This is a genomic window from Sulfitobacter sp. G21635-S1, from assembly GCF_027213915.1.
Taxonomy (GTDB): Bacteria; Pseudomonadota; Alphaproteobacteria; order Rhodobacterales; family Rhodobacteraceae; genus Sulfitobacter.
On record NZ_JAPWGV010000001.1, the window covers coordinates 107,713 to 125,559 of the forward strand.

20 protein-coding genes and 1 riboswitch are annotated in these 17,847 nt (G+C 62.6%); of the genes, 12 read left to right on the forward strand and 8 right to left on the reverse strand.

Annotated elements, in window-relative coordinates; genetic code table 11:
* From O4H53_RS00560 to O4H53_RS00585, 6 genes are all read right to left on the reverse strand, one after another.
* Positions 1 to 1,680, reverse strand: a complete 1,680-nt coding sequence (locus O4H53_RS00560) for an ABC transporter ATP-binding protein (RefSeq protein ID WP_269360522.1) — start codon at positions 1,678 to 1,680, stop codon at positions 1 to 3.
* A gap of 5 nt (positions 1,681 to 1,685) precedes the next feature.
* Positions 1,686 to 2,768, reverse strand: a complete 1,083-nt coding sequence (locus tag O4H53_RS00565; protein ID WP_269360524.1) for an ABC transporter permease — start codon at positions 2,766 to 2,768, stop codon at positions 1,686 to 1,688.
* Positions 2,769 to 2,831: 63 nt separating this feature from the next.
* Positions 2,832 to 4,184 (reverse strand): CmpA/NrtA family ABC transporter substrate-binding protein, encoded by a 1,353-nt coding sequence (locus tag O4H53_RS00570; protein WP_269360526.1) that lies wholly within the window; start codon positions 4,182 to 4,184, stop codon positions 2,832 to 2,834.
* Between the two features lie 262 nt (positions 4,185 to 4,446).
* Complete coding sequence (locus tag O4H53_RS00575) at positions 4,447 to 5,553, reverse strand: ABC transporter substrate-binding protein (protein ID WP_269360528.1); 1,107 nt, start codon at positions 5,551 to 5,553, stop codon at positions 4,447 to 4,449.
* A complete protein-coding gene (locus tag O4H53_RS00580) occupies positions 5,550 to 6,134 on the reverse strand; it encodes an ANTAR domain-containing response regulator (RefSeq protein WP_114276893.1) in 585 nt (194 codons plus the stop codon). The genes O4H53_RS00575 and O4H53_RS00580 overlap by 4 nt, the downstream gene beginning before the upstream one ends.
* A gap of 223 nt (positions 6,135 to 6,357) precedes the next feature.
* Entirely contained in the window at positions 6,358 to 6,762 is a 405-nt protein-coding gene (locus O4H53_RS00585) for a winged helix-turn-helix transcriptional regulator (protein WP_269360531.1), read from the reverse strand.
* A gap of 71 nt (positions 6,763 to 6,833) precedes the next feature.
* On the opposite strand from O4H53_RS00585, the gene O4H53_RS00590 reads away from it, so the two are divergent.
* The gene (locus O4H53_RS00590; protein ID WP_269360532.1) at positions 6,834 to 7,637 is read left to right on the forward strand and encodes an NAD(P)H-binding protein; all 804 of its coding nucleotides are present in this window, start codon (positions 6,834 to 6,836) and stop codon (positions 7,635 to 7,637) included.
* A 30-nt stretch (positions 7,638 to 7,667) separates the two neighbouring features.
* Here the strand turns inward: O4H53_RS00590 and O4H53_RS00595 are convergent, their stop codons facing one another.
* Complete coding sequence (locus O4H53_RS00595; protein WP_269360533.1) at positions 7,668 to 8,723, reverse strand: SDR family oxidoreductase; 1,056 nt, start codon at positions 8,721 to 8,723, stop codon at positions 7,668 to 7,670.
* A gap of 1 nt (position 8,724) precedes the next feature.
* Positions 8,725 to 9,141 carry an ester cyclase gene (locus O4H53_RS00600; RefSeq protein ID WP_269360534.1) on the reverse strand — a complete coding sequence of 139 codons (417 nt, stop codon included), beginning with the start codon at positions 9,139 to 9,141 and terminating at the stop codon, positions 8,725 to 8,727.
* A gap of 94 nt (positions 9,142 to 9,235) precedes the next feature.
* Here O4H53_RS00600 and O4H53_RS00605 point away from each other — a divergent pair, with 94 nt between their 5' ends.
* The 11 genes from O4H53_RS00605 (at position 9,236) to O4H53_RS00655 (ending at position 17,798) form a co-directional block, all read left to right on the forward strand.
* Positions 9,236 to 10,090: a LysR family transcriptional regulator gene (locus O4H53_RS00605; RefSeq protein WP_269360535.1), complete on the forward strand. Its 855-nt coding sequence runs from the start codon at positions 9,236 to 9,238 to the stop codon at positions 10,088 to 10,090.
* 121 nt (positions 10,091 to 10,211) lie between these two features.
* A riboswitch (TPP riboswitch) is annotated at positions 10,212 to 10,312 on the forward strand.
* Between the two features lie 58 nt (positions 10,313 to 10,370).
* The gene (gene thiD, locus O4H53_RS00610) at positions 10,371 to 11,180 is read left to right on the forward strand and encodes a bifunctional hydroxymethylpyrimidine kinase/phosphomethylpyrimidine kinase (protein ID WP_269360536.1); all 810 of its coding nucleotides are present in this window, start codon (positions 10,371 to 10,373) and stop codon (positions 11,178 to 11,180) included.
* Positions 11,177 to 12,172: an FAD-dependent oxidoreductase gene (locus O4H53_RS00615; RefSeq protein ID WP_269360539.1), complete on the forward strand. Its 996-nt coding sequence runs from the start codon at positions 11,177 to 11,179 to the stop codon at positions 12,170 to 12,172. The genes thiD and O4H53_RS00615 overlap by 4 nt, the downstream gene beginning before the upstream one ends.
* Complete coding sequence (thiS, locus tag O4H53_RS00620) at positions 12,156 to 12,353, forward strand: sulfur carrier protein ThiS (RefSeq protein ID WP_067298097.1); 198 nt, start codon at positions 12,156 to 12,158, stop codon at positions 12,351 to 12,353. The genes O4H53_RS00615 and thiS overlap by 17 nt, the downstream gene beginning before the upstream one ends.
* 3 nt (positions 12,354 to 12,356) lie before the next feature.
* The gene (locus O4H53_RS00625) at positions 12,357 to 13,130 is read left to right on the forward strand and encodes a thiazole synthase (RefSeq protein WP_269360543.1); all 774 of its coding nucleotides are present in this window, start codon (positions 12,357 to 12,359) and stop codon (positions 13,128 to 13,130) included.
* Complete coding sequence (locus tag O4H53_RS00630; RefSeq protein WP_269360544.1) at positions 13,127 to 13,723, forward strand: thiamine phosphate synthase; 597 nt, start codon at positions 13,127 to 13,129, stop codon at positions 13,721 to 13,723. Before O4H53_RS00625 ends, O4H53_RS00630 begins: the two co-directional genes overlap by 4 nt.
* Positions 13,720 to 14,706, forward strand: a complete 987-nt coding sequence (locus O4H53_RS00635; protein WP_269360545.1) for a HesA/MoeB/ThiF family protein — start codon at positions 13,720 to 13,722, stop codon at positions 14,704 to 14,706. The genes O4H53_RS00630 and O4H53_RS00635 overlap by 4 nt, the downstream gene beginning before the upstream one ends.
* 5 nt (positions 14,707 to 14,711) lie before the next feature.
* A complete protein-coding gene (locus tag O4H53_RS00640; protein ID WP_269360546.1) occupies positions 14,712 to 15,650 on the forward strand; it encodes an ABC transporter substrate-binding protein in 939 nt (312 codons plus the stop codon).
* Positions 15,650 to 16,330, forward strand: a complete 681-nt coding sequence (gene tenA / locus O4H53_RS00645) for a thiaminase II (RefSeq protein ID WP_269360547.1) — start codon at positions 15,650 to 15,652, stop codon at positions 16,328 to 16,330. The genes O4H53_RS00640 and tenA overlap by 1 nt, the downstream gene beginning before the upstream one ends.
* Positions 16,327 to 17,052, forward strand: a complete 726-nt coding sequence (locus O4H53_RS00650; protein WP_269360548.1) for an ABC transporter ATP-binding protein — start codon at positions 16,327 to 16,329, stop codon at positions 17,050 to 17,052. The genes tenA and O4H53_RS00650 overlap by 4 nt, the downstream gene beginning before the upstream one ends.
* Positions 17,049 to 17,798, forward strand: a complete 750-nt coding sequence (locus O4H53_RS00655; RefSeq protein WP_269360550.1) for an ABC transporter permease — start codon at positions 17,049 to 17,051, stop codon at positions 17,796 to 17,798. The genes O4H53_RS00650 and O4H53_RS00655 overlap by 4 nt, the downstream gene beginning before the upstream one ends.
* Positions 17,799 to 17,847: the final 49 nt, after the last annotated feature.

Genomic DNA, 17,847 nt, shown 5'->3' on the forward strand with positions numbered 1-17,847 from the left:
TTACTCCGCCGCAAGGGGTTTTGGCTTGGGCGCGGGCTTCGCGCCGTGTTCGTATTCGGTCAGAAAGTCGAGGACCTCCTGCCGGTACGCATAGTAATCGGGGTGGGCCAGCAGCGCCTTGCGGGTGCGCGGGCGCGGCAGCTTTACATCGGTGATCTTGCCAATGGTGGCCTGCGGTCCGTTGGTCATCATCACGACGCGATCCGCCAGCAGGATCGCCTCGTCCACGTCATGGGTGACGCAGATCGCCGTCACCTTGGTGCGCGACCAGACCTCCATCAGGACCTCCTGCAACTCCCAGCGGGTGAGGGAATCCAGCATCCCGAATGGCTCATCCAGCAACAGCAGCTTGGGGCTGAGGGCAAAGGCCCGCGCGATGCCGACGCGTTGCTTCATCCCGTTCGACATGGAATGGGCGCCACGGTCCATCGCATCGGCCAGTCCCACGCGTTCAAGGTAGTATTCGACCACCTCCTGCCGCTCGGACTGGCTCGCCCGGGGATAGACCTTGTCCACACCAATCGCGACGTTTTCCTTGGCGGTCAGCCAGGGGAACAGATTGGGCGACTGGAACACGACGGCACGTTCCGGGTCGGCGCCCTCGACGTGGCGGCCGTCCAGCTTGATCGCGCCTTGGGAAATGTCATTCAGGCCGGCAGCCATGGTCAGCACGGTGGATTTGCCGCAGCCGGAATGGCCGATCAGGCTGATGAATTCGCCCTGATTTACCTTGAGGTCGAAATCCTCGACCACCGTCAGCGGCCCCTTGGGGGTCGGATACACCTTGTGCAGCTGAGAGAAGTCGAGGAACCGCTGCTCGATCATGCCTTCGCGGGCGCCCCGGACGGCAGCCGGGATCATCTGGTGAACCGGTTTCACGTCCGGCAGGTGGCGTGTTTCGGCAACCTTGGCGGCAATGCCCACGTCCATCAGGTATTGCGTGACCTCTGCGCGCAGCTTCTTGAAGCCCGCATCATGGTTCATCGCGTCACGGTTGCGCGGGCGCGGGATGGTCACCGGGATCGGCGCTGCCAGCGTGCCGTCGGGGTTCAGCACGATGATGCGGTCGGCCAGCAGGATCGCCTCGTCCACGTCGTTGGTGATCAGGACGCAGGTCTTCTTGTCGGCCTCCCAGATCTCCAGGATCTCATCGGCCAGATTGGCGCGGGTCAACGCATCCAGCGCCGACAGCGGCTCGTCCAGAAGCAGCAGGTCAGGCTCCATCGCCAGCGCCCGTGCCACGGCCACCCGCTGACGCATGCCCCCCGACAGTTCCGCCGGGCGGCGGTGCGCGGCATGGGCAAGGCCAACCATGGCGATGTAATGATCCGCCTTGGCAATCTTTTCGGGCTTGGACAGCTTGCCGTGCACCGCTTCGATGGCCAGCATGATGTTGCCGCGCACGGTCAGCCAGGGCATCAGGCTGTAGCTTTGAAAGACCAGACCCCGGTCCGGTCCCGGGCCTGTGACCGGCGCTTCCCGAAAGGTCAAGGTGCCGCTGTCGGGCATCTCAAGCCCTGCGATCAGGTTCATCAGGGTGGATTTTCCAGTGCCGGAGAACCCCAGGATGGCCAGGAACTCGCCCTCCTTCACGCTCAGGGTGATGTTTTTCAGAACCTCGGCGCGGTGCGTGCCTTCGCCAAAGCCCTTGTTCACGTTCCTGAATTCAAGAATACCCATGCCGCTCACCGCTGCGCCGAGAAGGTAAAGAACGACTGCATCGCGTACATCACCCGGTCCAGAAGGAAGCCGATGATGCCGATGGTCAGCACCGCCACGATGATGCGGGCCAGTGATTGCGATGATCCGTTCTGGAATTCATCCCAGACGAATTTGCCAAGGCCGGGGTTCTGCGCCAGCATTTCCGCCGCGATCAGCACCATCCAGCCCACGCCAAGGCTCAGCCGCAGGCCGGTAAAGATCAGCGGCAGCGCCGAGGGCAGAACCAGCTTGGTGATCTTGGCGTAGGGGCCCATCTTCAGCACCCGGCTTACGCTGATCAGGTCGCGGTCGATGGAGGCGACGCCAAGGGCGGTGTTGATCAGCGTGGGCCAGAGGGAACACAACGTCACGGTGATCGCGGAGACCAGGAAGGATTTGGAGAACATCCCGTCGTTGGTGGCATAGACTGCCGAAACCACCATCGTGACAATCGGCAGCCATGCCAATGGCGACACCGGTTTGAAAATCTGGATCAACGGGTTCAGGGCCGCATTGGCCGTGGGCGACAGGCCCGCAGCAATGCCCAGCGGGATCGCAACCACCGAGGCCACCAGAAAGCCGAAGAACACGGTCTTGATCGAGGTCCAGATCTGGTCGTAATAGCTGGGCGCGCCGGTATAGGCGATCTGCTTGACCTCATCCGCGCGCCCGGCTTCGATCAGCCGCGCGTTGCGCTGGTCCAGCCGCTCGTGGAACATTGCTGCCTTGGCGCGTTTGTCGATGGCATCCGCGTTCAGCTCCATGGCCTGTTCCCAGACCGCAACGGGGCCGGGGATCGCGCCCAGTGACGTGACGACACGCGGGGCGAGGGTGGCCCAGAGCATCAGGAAGACGATGATGGACAACAGCGGCACACCCAGCAGCCGCCAGACATCGCGCATCTGTCCGCGCGGATTGTCGCCCGCCGCGGCCTTGAGCAGGGGGGTCAGCCAGGCAAGACCAAGAACGGAAAACCAGGCGTCTGCCTTGTTGATGCGGGTGAACCAGACGGCGCGGCGCGCCTCTTTGTGCTTGGTATCCAGGTGATCGGGATCGACGACTGTCATTGCGGTCTCCGGTACGTAAAAGGGAAAGATGCACCGCCCCGCAGGCAGGGCGGTGCGGAAAGGTCAGCCGCCGGCAACTTCACCGGACTTCAGTCCGATGGGCAGGCTGTCGATATAGGCATTGGGCGCTTTGCCATCGAAAGGAATGCCGTCGATGACATCTGCGGCGGGTGTCGGCGCCTTGTAGCCATCGCTGTCCCAGGGGAAATCGGCCTCGGCGGCATTGCCTTCGTCCACCAGCAGGCGTGCGGCGTCCAGATAGATGTCGGGGCGGTAAACCGAACGCGCGGTTTCATCGAACCATGTGTCGTCCTTGGTTTCGGCGATCTGGCCCCAGCGGCGCATCTGCGTCAGATACCACACCGCGTCCGAATAGAACGGGTAGGTGGCGTTGTAGCGGAAGAAGACGTTGAAATCGGGCACTTCGCGCACATCGCCTGGTTCATATTCGAAGGTTCCGGTCATCGAGGCGGCGATCACCTCGGCATCGGCGCCCACGTATTCCGGGCGGCTCAGGATTTCGACCGCGGCCTCGCGGTTTGCATTCTCGTTCTCGTCCAGCCAGATGGCGGCGCGGATCAGCGCCTTGGTCAGGGCCAGCGTGGTGTTTGGATTTTGCTCGGCAAATTCGGCGGTGATGCCGAATACCTTTTCCGGGTTGTTCTTCCACAGCTCATAGTCGGTGATCACCGGCACGCCGATGCCCTTGACCACCGCTTGCTGGTTCCACGGCTCGCCCACGCAATAGCCGTCGATCGTGCCGGCCTCCAGCGTGGCGGGCATCTGCGGCGGCGGGGTGACGGACAGGAATACGTCCGCGCCAATCTGCCCCGAGGTGTCATCGGGGCTGTAAAGACCCGGGTTCAGCCCGCCGGCAGCCAGCCAGTAGCGCAGCTCGTAATTGTGGGTCGAGACCGGAAAGACCATGCCCATGTTGAAGGGTTTGCCATCGGCCTTGTAGCGTTCCACCACCGGAGCCAGCGCCTGTGCCGAGATCGGATGCTGCGGCAACCCGTCGGCATTGGTGGGGATATTCGGTTTCATCTCTTCCCAGACCGCATTGGATACGGTGATGCCGTTACCATTCAGATCCATCGAGAAGGGGGTGATGATATGGGCCTGCGTGCCATAGCCGATGGTCGCTGCCAGCGGTTGACCGGCCAGCATATGCGCCCCGTCCAGCTGACCGCCGATCACCCCGTCCAGAAGCACTTTCCAGTTTGCCTGTGCTTCAAGCGTGACGAAGAGCCCCTCATCCAGGAAATAGCCGTTCTCATAGGCCACCGCGAGCGGGGCCATATCGGTCAGCTTGATAAAGCCGAGTGTCAGTTCATCCTTTTCAAGCGCCAGCATCTCGGCAAAGGCCGGGCCGGTCAGCAGGGTGGAGGCGAGTAGGCAGGTCGCAAGTCTGTTCATGTACTTTGTCCCTTGTGTGATCCGGAAGGCAGGCGCCCCGGACAAACGAAAATAACCGCTGACCAGCCCCATGCGCATGCACGAGGGGTCGAGCGGCTGTGCTCGGATTACCCGGACTTTGGGAATTGGATTTCGGAAGACGCCATTGTCTTCCTGAGCTTCAGGTTGGGAAAAGCAGAGGGTTAAATCAATACCGAAGGGGAATTTGCGGCCGCAGAAAGGCAGTTTTCTGCGTTGCAGCGGAAATCTGCTGCATTTTCGGTCACTCCTGCAGGGAGGGGCTGAATTCTTGACCATCAAATGAATGGGTCATCGCATCCGGACGCGGGCTGTAACCGGGAATCGCCCGCAGCGCCGTGTCGTGCAGATCGGTGCGCCAGGTGGCAATTGCGGCCTGTCGCGCGGTAGCCCGGTCCAGCCCCAGCCGCGCGGCCAGACGTCCGGCGATCCAGGCGGCATGGTCTTGCTGCGGGGTGTTCTGGGCAAAACCGACAAAGTCGGGCACGATCCGGCTGTCACCGCGTGACGTGAGGGTCAGATGACCGGACAGGGCGCGGTCGATCATCTCGGCGGGAACATCGACATAGTCGCGCCGGGACAGAAACGCGCAGGCGGTCGTGCGGCTTTGCGGATCGCTCAGCCATTCGCCTGCGCGCCACAGGGCGCGGATCATCGCGCGCAGCGGCTCGGGGCTGGCGTCGGCCAGGTCCGCCCGCACGCCCAGCACCTTCTCCGGCGCGCCGGGCCAGATCGCGCTGCCGGGCAGCAACAGGGCCCCCGCATTGGTTTCAACCGCCATCGACCCCCAGGGTTCGCCCACGCAAAAGGCGTCCAGTTCACCCGCCGCAAGGGCACTGGCCATCAGCGGTGGCGGCACTGTGCGGATGTCGACGGCGGCGGGGGCGGGCAGGCCCAGGGCGGTCAGCCAGTGGTACAAAAGCTCTGCATGCATCGAAAAAGGAAAGGGCACGCCGATCCGGAGCGGCCCGTCCGCCGCAGCGATCAGCGCCTGTCCGGCGGCGCGGGCATCGCCAAATCCTGTGGCAAAGCTGTATCCGGTGTCGCGGATGCGCTGCGCCATGGCGTTGCTGACACCGATGACCTCGCCATTGGTGGACAGCACCGCAACGCTGGCAAGCGCCGCACCGGTGCCAACAAGCCCCAGCGCCGTTGCCACCGGCATCGGTGCCAGCATCTGCGCTGCCGTGACCTGACCAAAGGACACCATGTCGCGCAGGCTGGACCAAGAATGCGCCCGCCTCAGGTCCAGGGCGATCCCTTCGTCCCTGTCAAAGCCCAGCTCGACCGCAACGATCAGCGGCGCGGCGTCGATCAGCGGCAAGAATGCGACGGGCAGCTTCGCGGTCATGACAAAAGCCCGGCAGTGGTCACCAGCGCCTCGGCAACGTCATAGACCTTGCGGCCCTGATCCATCGCCGCGCGCCGCAACAGGTCGTAGGCGGCTTGTTCGTCAATGCCCCGGGCCTTCATCAGCAAGCCCTTGGCCCGGTCGATCACCTTGCGTTCTTCCAGGGCGCGTTTGGTGGTCGCCAATTCGTTGCGCATCTGGCGGAACATGGTGAAGCGGGCCACAGCGGCATCAATGATCGGTTTCAACCGATCCGCCCGCAACCCGTCGACGACATAGGCGGAAACACCAGCCTCTATCGCAAGCTTGGTCAGGTTTGCGTCGCTCTGATCAACGAACAATGCCACCGGGCGCTCCAGCGGGGCCGAGGCGAGCCTCAGTTCCTCAAGCGAGTCGCGGGAGGGATTGTCCAAGTCGATCAGGATGATATCCGGATTATGATCCGCAATCGCCGCCGTCAGCCGGGACATATCGGTGATCGTTAGCAATTCGTACTGCCCCGCATGCGCGAGGCTTTCCTCGATCAACGCGGCGCGCGAGGGGTCTGTTTCAACGATGATGATCTTGAGAATCCGCTGCATGGGCCGGACGTCATCACGCAGAGGAATGCGACGCAATTTGAATTCAACCGATCCGGGCCGCTTTTCAGCACTCTGCCTATGGATTGGGCGTTATGCATTTCACATGTGCATATCCAACGCGTCAGCAATAAACCAACTTTCAGCCAACTCCGCCCGGAAGCGGTGTGGCGCGCTGGTTCAGCCTGTGGAAATGGAGGGGGCAGGGCGCCGGGCGGGCTGCCGGTCAGTCCCGTCCCGACGCGTCAAATGTATCCTGGGCAGCATTGATCGCCTCCTTGTGTTGCCGGCTCCACTCCACCAGCGTCGCGACCTGCGCCGCAAAGGCATGGCCCAGTTCCGTCAGTTCATAGGTGACCTTGGGCGGCACGGTCGGCTCGACATGCCGCAGCAGATGGCCGTCACGTTCCAGGCGCCGCAGGGTCAGGGTCAGCATCCGCTGGGAAATGCCGTCCAGCGCCCGTTCAAGCACCCGGTAGCGCAGCGGTCCGCCTGCCAGTTCCGCCAGGACCCTGACCGTCCATTGCTCGCCCAACCGGACCAGGATCAGCTCCAGCCCGCAATCTTCGTGGTCGTCCGACCCGCAGGATTCCAACGATGCCCTGCGCACAACCGTGTTCGTAACCGACATCCAAGTGCCTCCTTACGTGCCCCTGATGGCCTCCCTAGGTTAGCCGGGAACCAACACGGAAAGGAAGCATCATGATATTGATTACCGGCAGCTCGGGGCAACTCGCCTCGCAAATTGCACACCAGGCCAGACATGCAGGTTTGGACCTGCGGACAGCAAGCCGCGCGCCGGAGGCCGACAGGCAAATGGATTTCGACCACCCCGAAACATTGGATTTTTCCGGCGTCGACACGCTTTTCCTGACCTCGGCCGGCTATGCCGAGGACGATGTCGTCATGCGCCGCCACGGCGCCGTGGTGGAAGCGGCGCGTGCGCAGGGTGTCGGCCATGTCATCTACAGCAGTCTGCACGTCAGTGGCGTGCATCTCGGCTTTGCACTTGCGCACCGCTGGACTGAGCGCGCGCTGCAGGCCAGCGGGATGAAATGGACCATTCTGCGCAACGGACTTTACGCCGAACTGGTCGGTGCGCTTGTGGCTCCGCGCGGCGGGAAGATCACCACGCCATTCGGGAACGGGGGCATCTCTGCCGTTGCGCGCAACGATCTGGCCGCCGCTGCGGTGAGCGTGCTCAAGGCGCCGGATGCCCATGTCGGCCGCAGCTACGAGCTTGCCGGGACATCAGCGATTTCGGCGGCGGACATCGCCGGGACCCTCGGCGTTCCATATGTCCCGAATACCTTCGAGGCAGAGCGGGAACTGCTTGGGCAGATGCCGTTGCTCCCCTTCCAGTCCCCGATGCTGATGTCCATCGCTTCCGCCGCTACCGCCGGATACCTTGCGGTCGAAAACACCGATCTTGTTAAACTGGTGGCAGAGCCGCAGGACGCTTTGACAATTGCCAGTGCGGTGGCGCAGGCGATGGCCCAGCCCTGAGCGAAACAGCCGTGTTCCGGGTGCGCCCGTTCATGCCCGGCGCGCGCGCCCGGAACCGGCAGGCAACATGCCATTGTCCCGGTACCAGGCGACTTCGTCGGCAATGGTCTGCGCCATCGGGCGGAACGACAGCCCCAGTTCCGAGCGCGACTTGGCCGGATCAAAACGGCTGTGGTCAAATTCCTTGCGCATGTTGCGCACCGCAGCGAGGCTCAGCAGCGCGGGGCGACCGGTCAGGCGGGCCACACCCTCTTGAAGCCCCGCGATCAGCCAGAGGGCGGCTGCCGGAATCCGCCGCTTTGGCGCGGCGACGCCGGTGGTCTTTTCGTAAAGCTGCATCAGCTCTGCCATCGCCACATGTCGCCCGGCGGCCAGATAATGCTCGCCCCTGCGGCCTTGCCGCAGCGCGCGGATCTCGGCCTGGGCCACGTCGCGCGCATCGACAAAGGCAAAGGTGGCAGGCGGGATGCCGGGCAGCTTGCCCTGCATGAAGTCCAGGGTGAATTGCCCTGCTGCAGTTGGCCCCCGGTCACCCGGTCCGTGCATCCAGCCGGGCATGACGAAAACGCCGAAAGTGTCGGCATGTTTCTCCAGATGTTCCATGACAATCTGGTCCGACAGTATCTTGGACCGGTAATAATCATCCGCACCCTTGGCGGGCCGTTTCATGGTTTCGTCCACCACCTGTCCCTTTTTGCCGTCCACCACAGCAATGGAACTGGTATGCACGATCTGGCGGATACCGGCCTCATGCGCCGCCGTCAGAAGCTGGCCGGTTGCATCGACGTTGATCGCCTTCAGCATCTCCCAGTGCCTGCCCCCGTAGTAGCTGTCGCGGAAATAGGCCGCGGTGTGGAACAGCGTGTCGCAGCCTGCCAGGGCCCCGGCGAACCCCGGTATGTCCTGCATGTCGCCTTCGACGATGTCGAGCCCCTCCAACGCCCCGAATTGCTGCCGCGCCTTCCCGGCCGAGCGGGCCAGACCCCGCACCTGAACCCCCTCTGCCAGCAGCGCGCGGACCAGATTGTTGCCCAAGAGACCGGTCGCCCCGGTGACGAAGGCAACTTTTGTGTCGCGTCCCACCATCTCAGCCCAGGTCCTGGCCAAGGGCCTGCATCAGGGCAATACGGTCGTAAAACACCTCTTCGTGGGTCGCATGTTCCTCGTTGAAGGTGAAGAACCCGGCAAAGCGGAACCGGAAGGGCTTTCCGCTTGGCTGGATCATGTGACCCCCCATGGCGAAAGGCCCTGTGAAGGTGCCGGTGAACTCGGCGGTCATTGCCAGATGCCGGTTGTTCCAGACAACGGGTGACATCTGGACCTTCACATCGGGAAAGGCATCGAACAAGGCCTGTTCGCGTATGCGGGTCTCCTCGCGGCCACGGGTTTCGGTCATCGGATCGACGAAGTGGAAATCTTCCGACATCAAGGCAAGCAGCGCGTCAAGGTCACGTGTGTTGAATGCCTTGGTGGCGCGGTCGGTAAAGTTGAATGGGATTTGCATCTGTGTCTCCTTTGCCGGTCCAATCTACGACGGGCAGCGCATTCCAAGAACACACAGCAATGGACAATCGTTTTGCGTGCATGCAAAATGAACCATGACCGATTGGGATGATCTTCGCGTACTTCTGGCCATCTCGCGGCGGGGCAGTTTCCTGCAGGCCGGCCAGGTTCTGGGCATGGCGGCCTCGACCCTGTCGCGGCGCATCACCCGGCTGGAGGAAGAGATCGGCGAACCCGTGGTCGAGCGCAGCGTCGAGGGCCTGCGCCTGACTGCAAGGGGGGCCGCTTTGACCGCCACTGCAGAGCGGCTTGAACGCGATCTGCAGCAACAGACCGTCAGCAGCAACGGCGAATTGTCCGGCGGTGTGACGGTCACAGCAGGCGACGGCTTCGTGCCCGTGCTGACGCAGGCAATTGACCGCTATATCGATCTGCATCCGCGATGCAGTGTCGATCTTTTGGTGGATGCGACCCTGACAAAGGTCGCGCGCGGCAGTGTCGATATCGCGGTCCGCACCATTCACCTGGGCGAACCATCGCTGATTTACAACAAGGTCGCGTCGCTTTCCTATGGCGTCTATTGCGCGCCCGAATATGCCAGCCGCCTGCCTGCCAATGCCGGGCCGGGCGATGCCGCGATGATCGACCTTTCGCCGCCCTTTGATCAGACCCCCCATCTGCGCGCGGCACGGGCAGCAGGCTTCGTATCCTCGCGTTTCCGGGTCTCCTCCTTCTCGGCCCAGCTTCAGGCCTGCGCCAGCGGATACGGTGTGGCGGTTCTGCCTGATCTGTTGGCGGCGGGTCTGGTGCAGCCTTTCGGCGCGGCAGACCTGCCGCCGATGGATGTGTTTCTGGTCACCCGCCCCCAGACCCTGCGCCAGCCCCACCTGCGCGCGTTTTTCGATGTGCTGCGCGATACGTTGCTTCGGGCCGGTGCGCGCGGGCGCTGAGGTGCCGTGCGCGGCAATCTGAGGGGCCGGAAAATCGGCTGTTGAAGTTCGCGATATCCTGTCCTACCCATGTCACAGAATTGCATTGCTTCGCCCGTCAGCGACGACGAAGCGATAACGAAATCATCCGTCGGGGGGCCCATCCGGGCTGAGAGGTGCATGCACCGACCCGTCGAACCTGATCCGGGTCATACCGGCGTAGGGAACGGGTAGATTGTGCGAAACAGATCGCACAAAACTCATTCTTGCGTTGGCACGCCCGTACCCTGGAGACGTGCCCGTGACGAACCACACACCGATTGTCCTGACCATTGCCGGCTCTGACAGTGGCGGCGGGGCCGGCATTCAGGCGGACATCAAGGCGATCTCGGCAACCGGGGCCTATGGCGCGAGTGTCATCACCGCGGTGACCGCCCAGAACACAACAGGCGTGACAGCGGTGCATGAGATCCCCGCCGATGTTGTTGCCGCGCAGATCGACGCGGTCCTGTCGGATCTGGATGTCGATGTGATCAAACTGGGGATGTTGTTCTCCGTACCGATCGTTGCGGCCACCGCGGAACGCCTGGCTGTGTTCGACGGGTTGAGTGTCGTTGATCCGGTGATGATCGCGAAATCGGGTGATGCGCTGTTGCAGGATGCCGCCGTGACGGCCCTGATCACGCAGATCCTGCCGCAGGCTGGCCTGCTCACCCCGAATTTGCCGGAGGCCGCGCGGTTGCTGGGCACAACCGCCGCCACAACGCTCGAAGAGATGGTGCAACAAGGGCAACGGCTGGTCGGGTTGGGGCCAAGGAACGTATTGATGAAAGGCGGGCATAGCGTTGGCGGCACCTGCACCGATGTGCTGGTCAATGAAAGCGGCCTGGTCGCGACGTTTGCCGCGCCCCGGATCGACACGCGCAACACCCATGGCACGGGATGCACCTATTCCGCCGCGATTGCAGCCTATCTTGCACAGGGGCGCGACCTTGAGGATGCCGTGAAAGCGGCGCACGGATATCTTCAGGCGGCGATCATGGCCGCCGATACCCTGCACATCGGAAAGGGTCATGGCCCCGTTCATCACTTCCATGGTCAATGGAAATGACCGAAGTCACGATCATAGGGGGCGGCGTTGCCGGTCTTTGCGTCGCGCGGACACTGCTGGATTGCGGGGTCGGTGTGGTCTTGGTGGACCGGCACAAGGATATTGGCCCCCATGCCTGTTCCTGGTGGGCGGGCGGCATGCTTGCCCCGTTCTGCGAAGGCGAAAGCGCCGAGGAACCCGTTGTCAGGCTGGGACGCGAAGCCGCAGACTGGTGGGAGGCCAAGACCGGCGCGGTCCACCGGTGCGGCTCGCTTGTTGTATCGTCGATGCGCGACACAGCCGATCTTGCCCGCTTTGCCCGGCGCACCACCGGATTTCGCCAGGTGAGCGGAGCAGAGATTTCAGACCTGGAACCCGATCTGGGTGGAAGATTTACCAAGGGATTGTTCTTTGAGAGCGAAGCCCACCTTGCCCCCCGCCGCGCACTTGCCCGATTACGCGCCAGTCTCCTGGCGGATGGTGCGGTATTTGTTCAGGAAGATGCCGACCCCGACAGATATGCACAACGCGGCCTGACCATCGATTGCCGGGGATATCAGGCCAGGGACAGACTGTGTGACCTGCGCGGTGTCAAAGGCGAAATGCTGGTTCTTTCCTGCCCCGATGTCAGCATATCGCGCCCGATCCGCCTGCTGCATCCCCGGGTTCCGCTGTATCTGGTGCCCCGTGGCGACGGTGTTTTCATGCTGGGTGCGACGATGATCGAAGGGCATGCAGGCAAGCATGTTACCGCGCGTGCCCTGCTGGAACTGCTCAGCGCCGCCTATGCGCTGAACCCCGCCTTCGGGGAGGCCGAGGTGCTGGAAATCGGCGTTGATAGCCGTCCTGCCTTTCCCGACAACCTGCCGCGCATCCGGCGCAACGGAAACCTGATCCGGGCCAACGGCCTGTTCCGGCACGGCTTTCTTCTGGCTCCGGCGCTGGCGCGGATGGTGGCCGATCTGATCATTGACAACAAAACGCCTGAGGTGATGGATGAAACTGCTGCTTAACGGAGCCCCGATCGACGCGCAGGTTGCGACCCTGGCCGATCTGCTTTTGGCCGAAGGCTTTGGCGATGCCAAAGTTGCCACTGCCGTAAACGGCGAATTTGTGCCCGCACCGGCCCGCCCGGATCATGCGCTTTCTCCGGGGGATGCGGTTGAGGTCCTTGCCCCGATGCAGGGGGGCTAGGCCATGTCGGAATTTTACGGCACGACATTGCCCAATGGCCTGATGCTGGGGACCGCACAATATCCGTCCCCTGCAATCCTGGCGGATGCCTTCAAACGCAGCGGCGCCGGCGTGGCAACCGTGTCCTTGCGCCGTGAAACCGGTCAGGACCGCGCCGGTCAGGACTTCTGGCAGCTCATTCGCCAACTTGGTGTGCACATCCTGCCCAATACCGCCGGGTGCCACAGTGTCAAAGAGGCGGTGACAACTGCACATATGGCGCGTGAAGTGTTTGATACCAGGTGGATCAAGCTGGAAGTCATTGGCGAAGAAGACACCTTGCAGCCCGATGTCTTTGGCCTTGTCGAAGCCGCGCGCATTCTGTCCGAGGACGGGTTTCAGGTGTTTCCCTATACCACGGAGGATCTGGTCGTGGCCGACAGGTTGCTGCACGCGGGTTGCGAGGTGCTGATGCCTTGGGGTGCGCCGATCGGGTCGGGGCTCGGGCTGAACAATGTCTTTGGCCTGCGCGCCATGCGCGCCCATTTCCCGGATGTGCCATTGGTCATTGATGCGGGCCTTGGCTTGCCGTCCCATGCCGCCGCCGCGATGGAGATGGGCTTTGACGCTGTCCTGCTGAACACAGCCGTGGCCAAGGCAGGTGACCCCGCCGCCATGGCAGAGGCTTTTGCAAGTGCGATCCGGGCCGGACAGCTGGCCCATGCCGCCGACCCGATGGGCCCGCGTGACATGGCGGCCCCGTCGACCCCGGTGATCGGAAAGGCGTTCCTCGAATGACATTGGATCGCTTTTATCCGATTTTCGACAGTGCGGATTGGATCGAACGGCTTGTTCCGCTTGGCATCAAACTGGTGCAATTGCGGATCAAGGACGCAGCGCCGGATGTGATAGGCGACCATATCCAGCGTGCGAAACGGATCTGCGTGGCGCATGGCTGCACCTTGATCGTCAACGATTACTGGCAGGCCGCAATTGATGCCGGTTGCGATTACATCCACCTGGGGCAGGAAGACCTGGATGACGCAGACATGGCTGCCATCCGCGCCGCAAAGCTGCGGCTGGGGATCAGCACCCATGACAGGGCAGAACTGGCGCGCGCGATGGCGCTGACCCCTGATTACATCGCCCTGGGTCCGATCTATCCGACGATCCTGAAGAAAATGAAATGGCATGAACAGGGTCTCGCAAAGCTGACCACCTGGCGCGGGCTGATCGGGAAGACACCCTTGATCGCAATCGGCGGCATGTCGGTCGACCGCGCGCCGGGGGCATTCGAGGCAGGCGCCGATGTGGTCGCTGCTGTCACCGACATCACCTTGAACGAATACCCCGAGGAGCGTGTCCGCGCCTGGTTGAGGGCGACAAGATGAGCCGATATGCGCGTCAGATCTGCCTGCCCGAAGTGGGTCTTGCAGGGCAGGGGGCAATCCAGGCTGCACATGTCCTTGTGGTGGGTGTCGGCGGCCTGGGGGCACCGGTATTGCAATATCTGGCTGGCGCCGGGGTGGGGCGGCTGACCCTGGTGGATGGTGACCTGGTTTCGCTGTCCAACCTCCACCGGCAGACCCTGTTCCGCGAGGCGGATGTCGGTCGGGCCAAGGTCTCTGTCGCCGCCGAAACCCTGCGGGCTTTGAACGGGGCCTGCGCAATCGACACTGTCGAGACCCCGCTGGACCCCGCGAATGCGGCTTCACTGGTGTCCCGGGCCACGCTTGTTCTGGATTGCGCCGACAGTTTTGCCACCAGTTATATCCTGTCCGATACCTGCAAGGCACTGGGCGTCCCCCTGATCAGCGCATCTGTCTTGCGACTGGGCGGCTATGTGGGCGGCTTTTGCCAGACGGCACCCTCCTTGCGCGCCGTGTTTCCTGACCTGCCTGACCGCGCGGAAAGTTGTGCCACTGCCGGGGTCATGGGCCCCGTTGTCGGCATGATCGGGGCCGCTCAGGCACAGATGGCCCTGGCATATCTGATCGGCCAGAAACCATCCCCATTGGGCCAGCTGATCCGCTTTGACATGCAGAATTTCCGATCCAGCGGGTTCCGGTTTGACACCGCACCGGACCCTGCAGCGGATTTCACCTTCGTCGCCGCCTCCGAGGTGACCGGCGGCGACTTTGTTGTCGAACTGCGCGGCAAGGATGAAGCCGTGATCGCGGTCACCACAGATGCGCGGCGCCTCACCGTGGCGCAATTCGCCGATCAACGGCCAACGCCGACCGCCGGTCAGCGCGCGGTCTTTGCCTGCCGAACCGGTTTGCGCGCCTGGCAGGCCGCCCGTCATCTTCGCTCCTATTGGGGCGGCGACATCACCTTAATCGCAATGGGCGACAGCCCGCCAACAGGAAGATAACCGATATGAAACTGACCCATTTGACTGCCGCACTTTCCTTTGCGGCCTCTCCCCTGATGGCCGCCGATGAGATGAGTGTGCTGCTCGATTGGTTCATCAATCCAGATCACGGACCGATCATTCTGGCGCAGGAACTGGGGTATTTCGCGGAACAGGATCTAGAAGTTGCAATCATCGCCCCAGCCGATCCGTCCGATCCGCCAAAGTTGGTGGCGGCCGGACAGGCCGATCTGGCGGTGTCCTATCAACCGCAGCTTCACCTGCAGATACATGAAGGCCTGCCGTTGCAACGGGTCGGCACCCTGGTCGCCACACCGCTGAACTGCCTTCTGACCCTCGCGGACGGACCGATCCGGACCCCTGCTGACCTGGCAGGCAAAAAGGTTGGTTATTCCGTCGGCGGGGTCGAAGAGGCGGTGCTGGGGACAATCCTGCGCCACCATGGGCTGTCCCTGGAAGATGTGGAAATGGTCAATGTAAACTGGTCGATGTCCCCCTCCCTGATGTCTGGTCAGGTCGATGCGGTCATCGGTGCCTATCGCAACTTTGAACTCAATCAGATGGAAATCGAAGGCGTCGGGGGCAATTGCTTTTTCGTCGAGGAAGAAGGCCTTCCTTCCTACGATGAGCTTATCTACGTCGCCAATTCCGAGACGATGGACAAAGACAGGATTGCCCGCTTTCTGGCCGCGACCGAAAAGGCGACGCAGTACATGGTGAACAATCCCGAGAAGAGCTGGGAAATCTTTTCCGGCACCTCGGCCGAGTTGCAGGACGAGCTGAACGCCAGGGCCTGGGTTGATACATTGCCACGTTTTGCCCTGCGCCCAACAGCCATGGATGAGGGTCGGTATGCCAGGTTCGAGGCCTTCTTGCATGAGGCCGGGCTGATCCCGTCGCAAAACCCCGTGTCCAGCATCGCCATCGACGTGACGGCGAACTGATGGCACCGGATTATGGCAAGACATTCGCGCATTGGCGCGCGGGGAGCGCTGCTGCGTGGCAGGCGTACATGCATCACGCATTCGTCGAGGGCCTGGGCGATGGCACCCTGCCGCGTACCGCGTTCCTCCATTACCTGATCCAGGATTATGTGTATCTGGTCCATTATGCCCGCGCGTGGTCGCTGGCTGTGGTCAAAGCGGAAACGCTTGAGGAAATGAAAATCTGCGCCCGCACGGTTGACGCATTGGTCAATCACGAGATGTCGCTGCATGTTGAGACTTGCGCGGCCGAAGGGATTGACGAGGCCACCTTGTTTGCCGCGCCGGAAGCTGTCGAGAACCTAGCCTACACCCGCTTTGTGATGGATGCCGGCGTTCAGGGCGACTTTCTGGATCTCATGGCGGCATTGGCCCCTTGTGTCATGGGCTACGGTGAAATCGGCTTGCGCTTGGCGGGCAGCAAAGCCCCGGACACACCCTATGCCGCATGGATCGCAACCTATGCGGACCCCGAGTATCAGGCGGTATGCGCAAGGGTTGGCGCGATGATCGACGCTGCCGTGGCGCGCCGGGTCGGTGATCTGCCCCAATCGCCGCGGGCCGCGGCGCTGCAGGACCGGTTTACCAAGGCGACAAAACTGGAGGTCGGGTTCTGGCAAATGGGTCTGGACGGCGCATGACCAAGGCACCGGGGATCATGTTGAAGGGCCAGCACCGGATCGGTGACCGGGTTCTGTTTGACACCGACCTGCAGATCCCCGGTGCACAATGGACCTGTCTTTTGGGTCGGTCGGGTGTTGGCAAATCGACGATCCTGCGGCTGATCCTCGATCTTGAGACGGGCGGCACATTCAACGGCTCAATTGCGGCCACGGATGGCATGCCATTGGCAGGTCGTATCAGCTATATGGCGCAGTCGGATCTGTTGCTGCCCTGGCTCTCGGTGCTGGACAATGTCTGTATCGGTGCGCGATTGCGGGGCACGGCCCCGAACATCGGGCGTGCCCGCGATCTTCTGCACCGGGTCGGGTTGTCAGACCATGCAGGCCAGAAACCCGCCTCCCTGTCCGGCGGGATGCGGCAACGCGCCGCCCTCGCGCGCAGCTTGTTCGAGGATCGGCCCATCGTCTTTCTGGACGAGCCGTTTTCGGCGCTTGATGCCGGCACACGCGCCGACATGCAGGAACTGGCGGCCGAGGTTCTCAGGGGCCGCACCGTTTTGCTGATCACCCATGATCCCGCCGAGGCCGCCCGTCTGGCGGATCAGATTACCGTCATGTCGGCGCAAGGGACGCAAAACTGGCCACCCCCTGCAACTGCCGCATTGAGAGAGATCAACGCCGCCGAAACGCTCGCCTGTCAGGCCCGGTTGCTTGCCCATTTGCGGGGTATGGCCGCATGAAGCTGCGCGATACCCTTCTGGCCCTGGTGATCGGGCTGGGCCTGTGGCAGGTGCTGGTCGTTGCCACCGGCGCCCCCCATTTCATCCTGCCGTCGCCCTGGCGGGTCGCACAGGCCGCATACAAGAGCCGTGTGATTATCGCCGAAAATGCATGGATCACGGCAATCGAGGTCATGCTTGGGTTGCTGATCGGCACGGTACTTGGTGTTGCAACAGCCATTCAGCTGGCGATCTCAAAGACCGCCGAACGGCTGATGCTGCCCATTCTTGTCTTCACCCAGGCCGTGCCGGTTTTTGCACTGGCCCCCTTGCTGACGCTCTGGTTCGGTTATGGCATGGGATCGAAAATCGTCATGGCGGTGCTGATCATCTATTTTCCTGTCACCTCCGCCTTCCATGACGGGCTGACGCGCATAGATGCCGGATACCGCGATCTGTCGGTTTCGATGCGCGCCGGCACCTGGCAATTCATGCGGCACATTCAGATTCCCCAAGCACTTCCCAGCCTTGGCACCGGTCTGCGGCTTGCCGCGGTCTATGCGCCGATCGGGGCGGTGATCGGCGAATGGGTCGGGGCCTCCCGGGGGCTTGGCTATTTGATGCTGCTCGCCAATGGCCGGGCGAAGATTGACCTGATGTTTGCCAGTCTCATCGTGCTCGCATGTCTGACCGTGATCCTGCATGTCTCGGTTGGCATCCTGGCCAACAGATTGACCTGGTATGCTCAGGGCAGGTCGCGGTCATGAAAGCATCCGGAGGCGGGCCGGGGTCAACGGCCCGGCCCTGCGACATCGA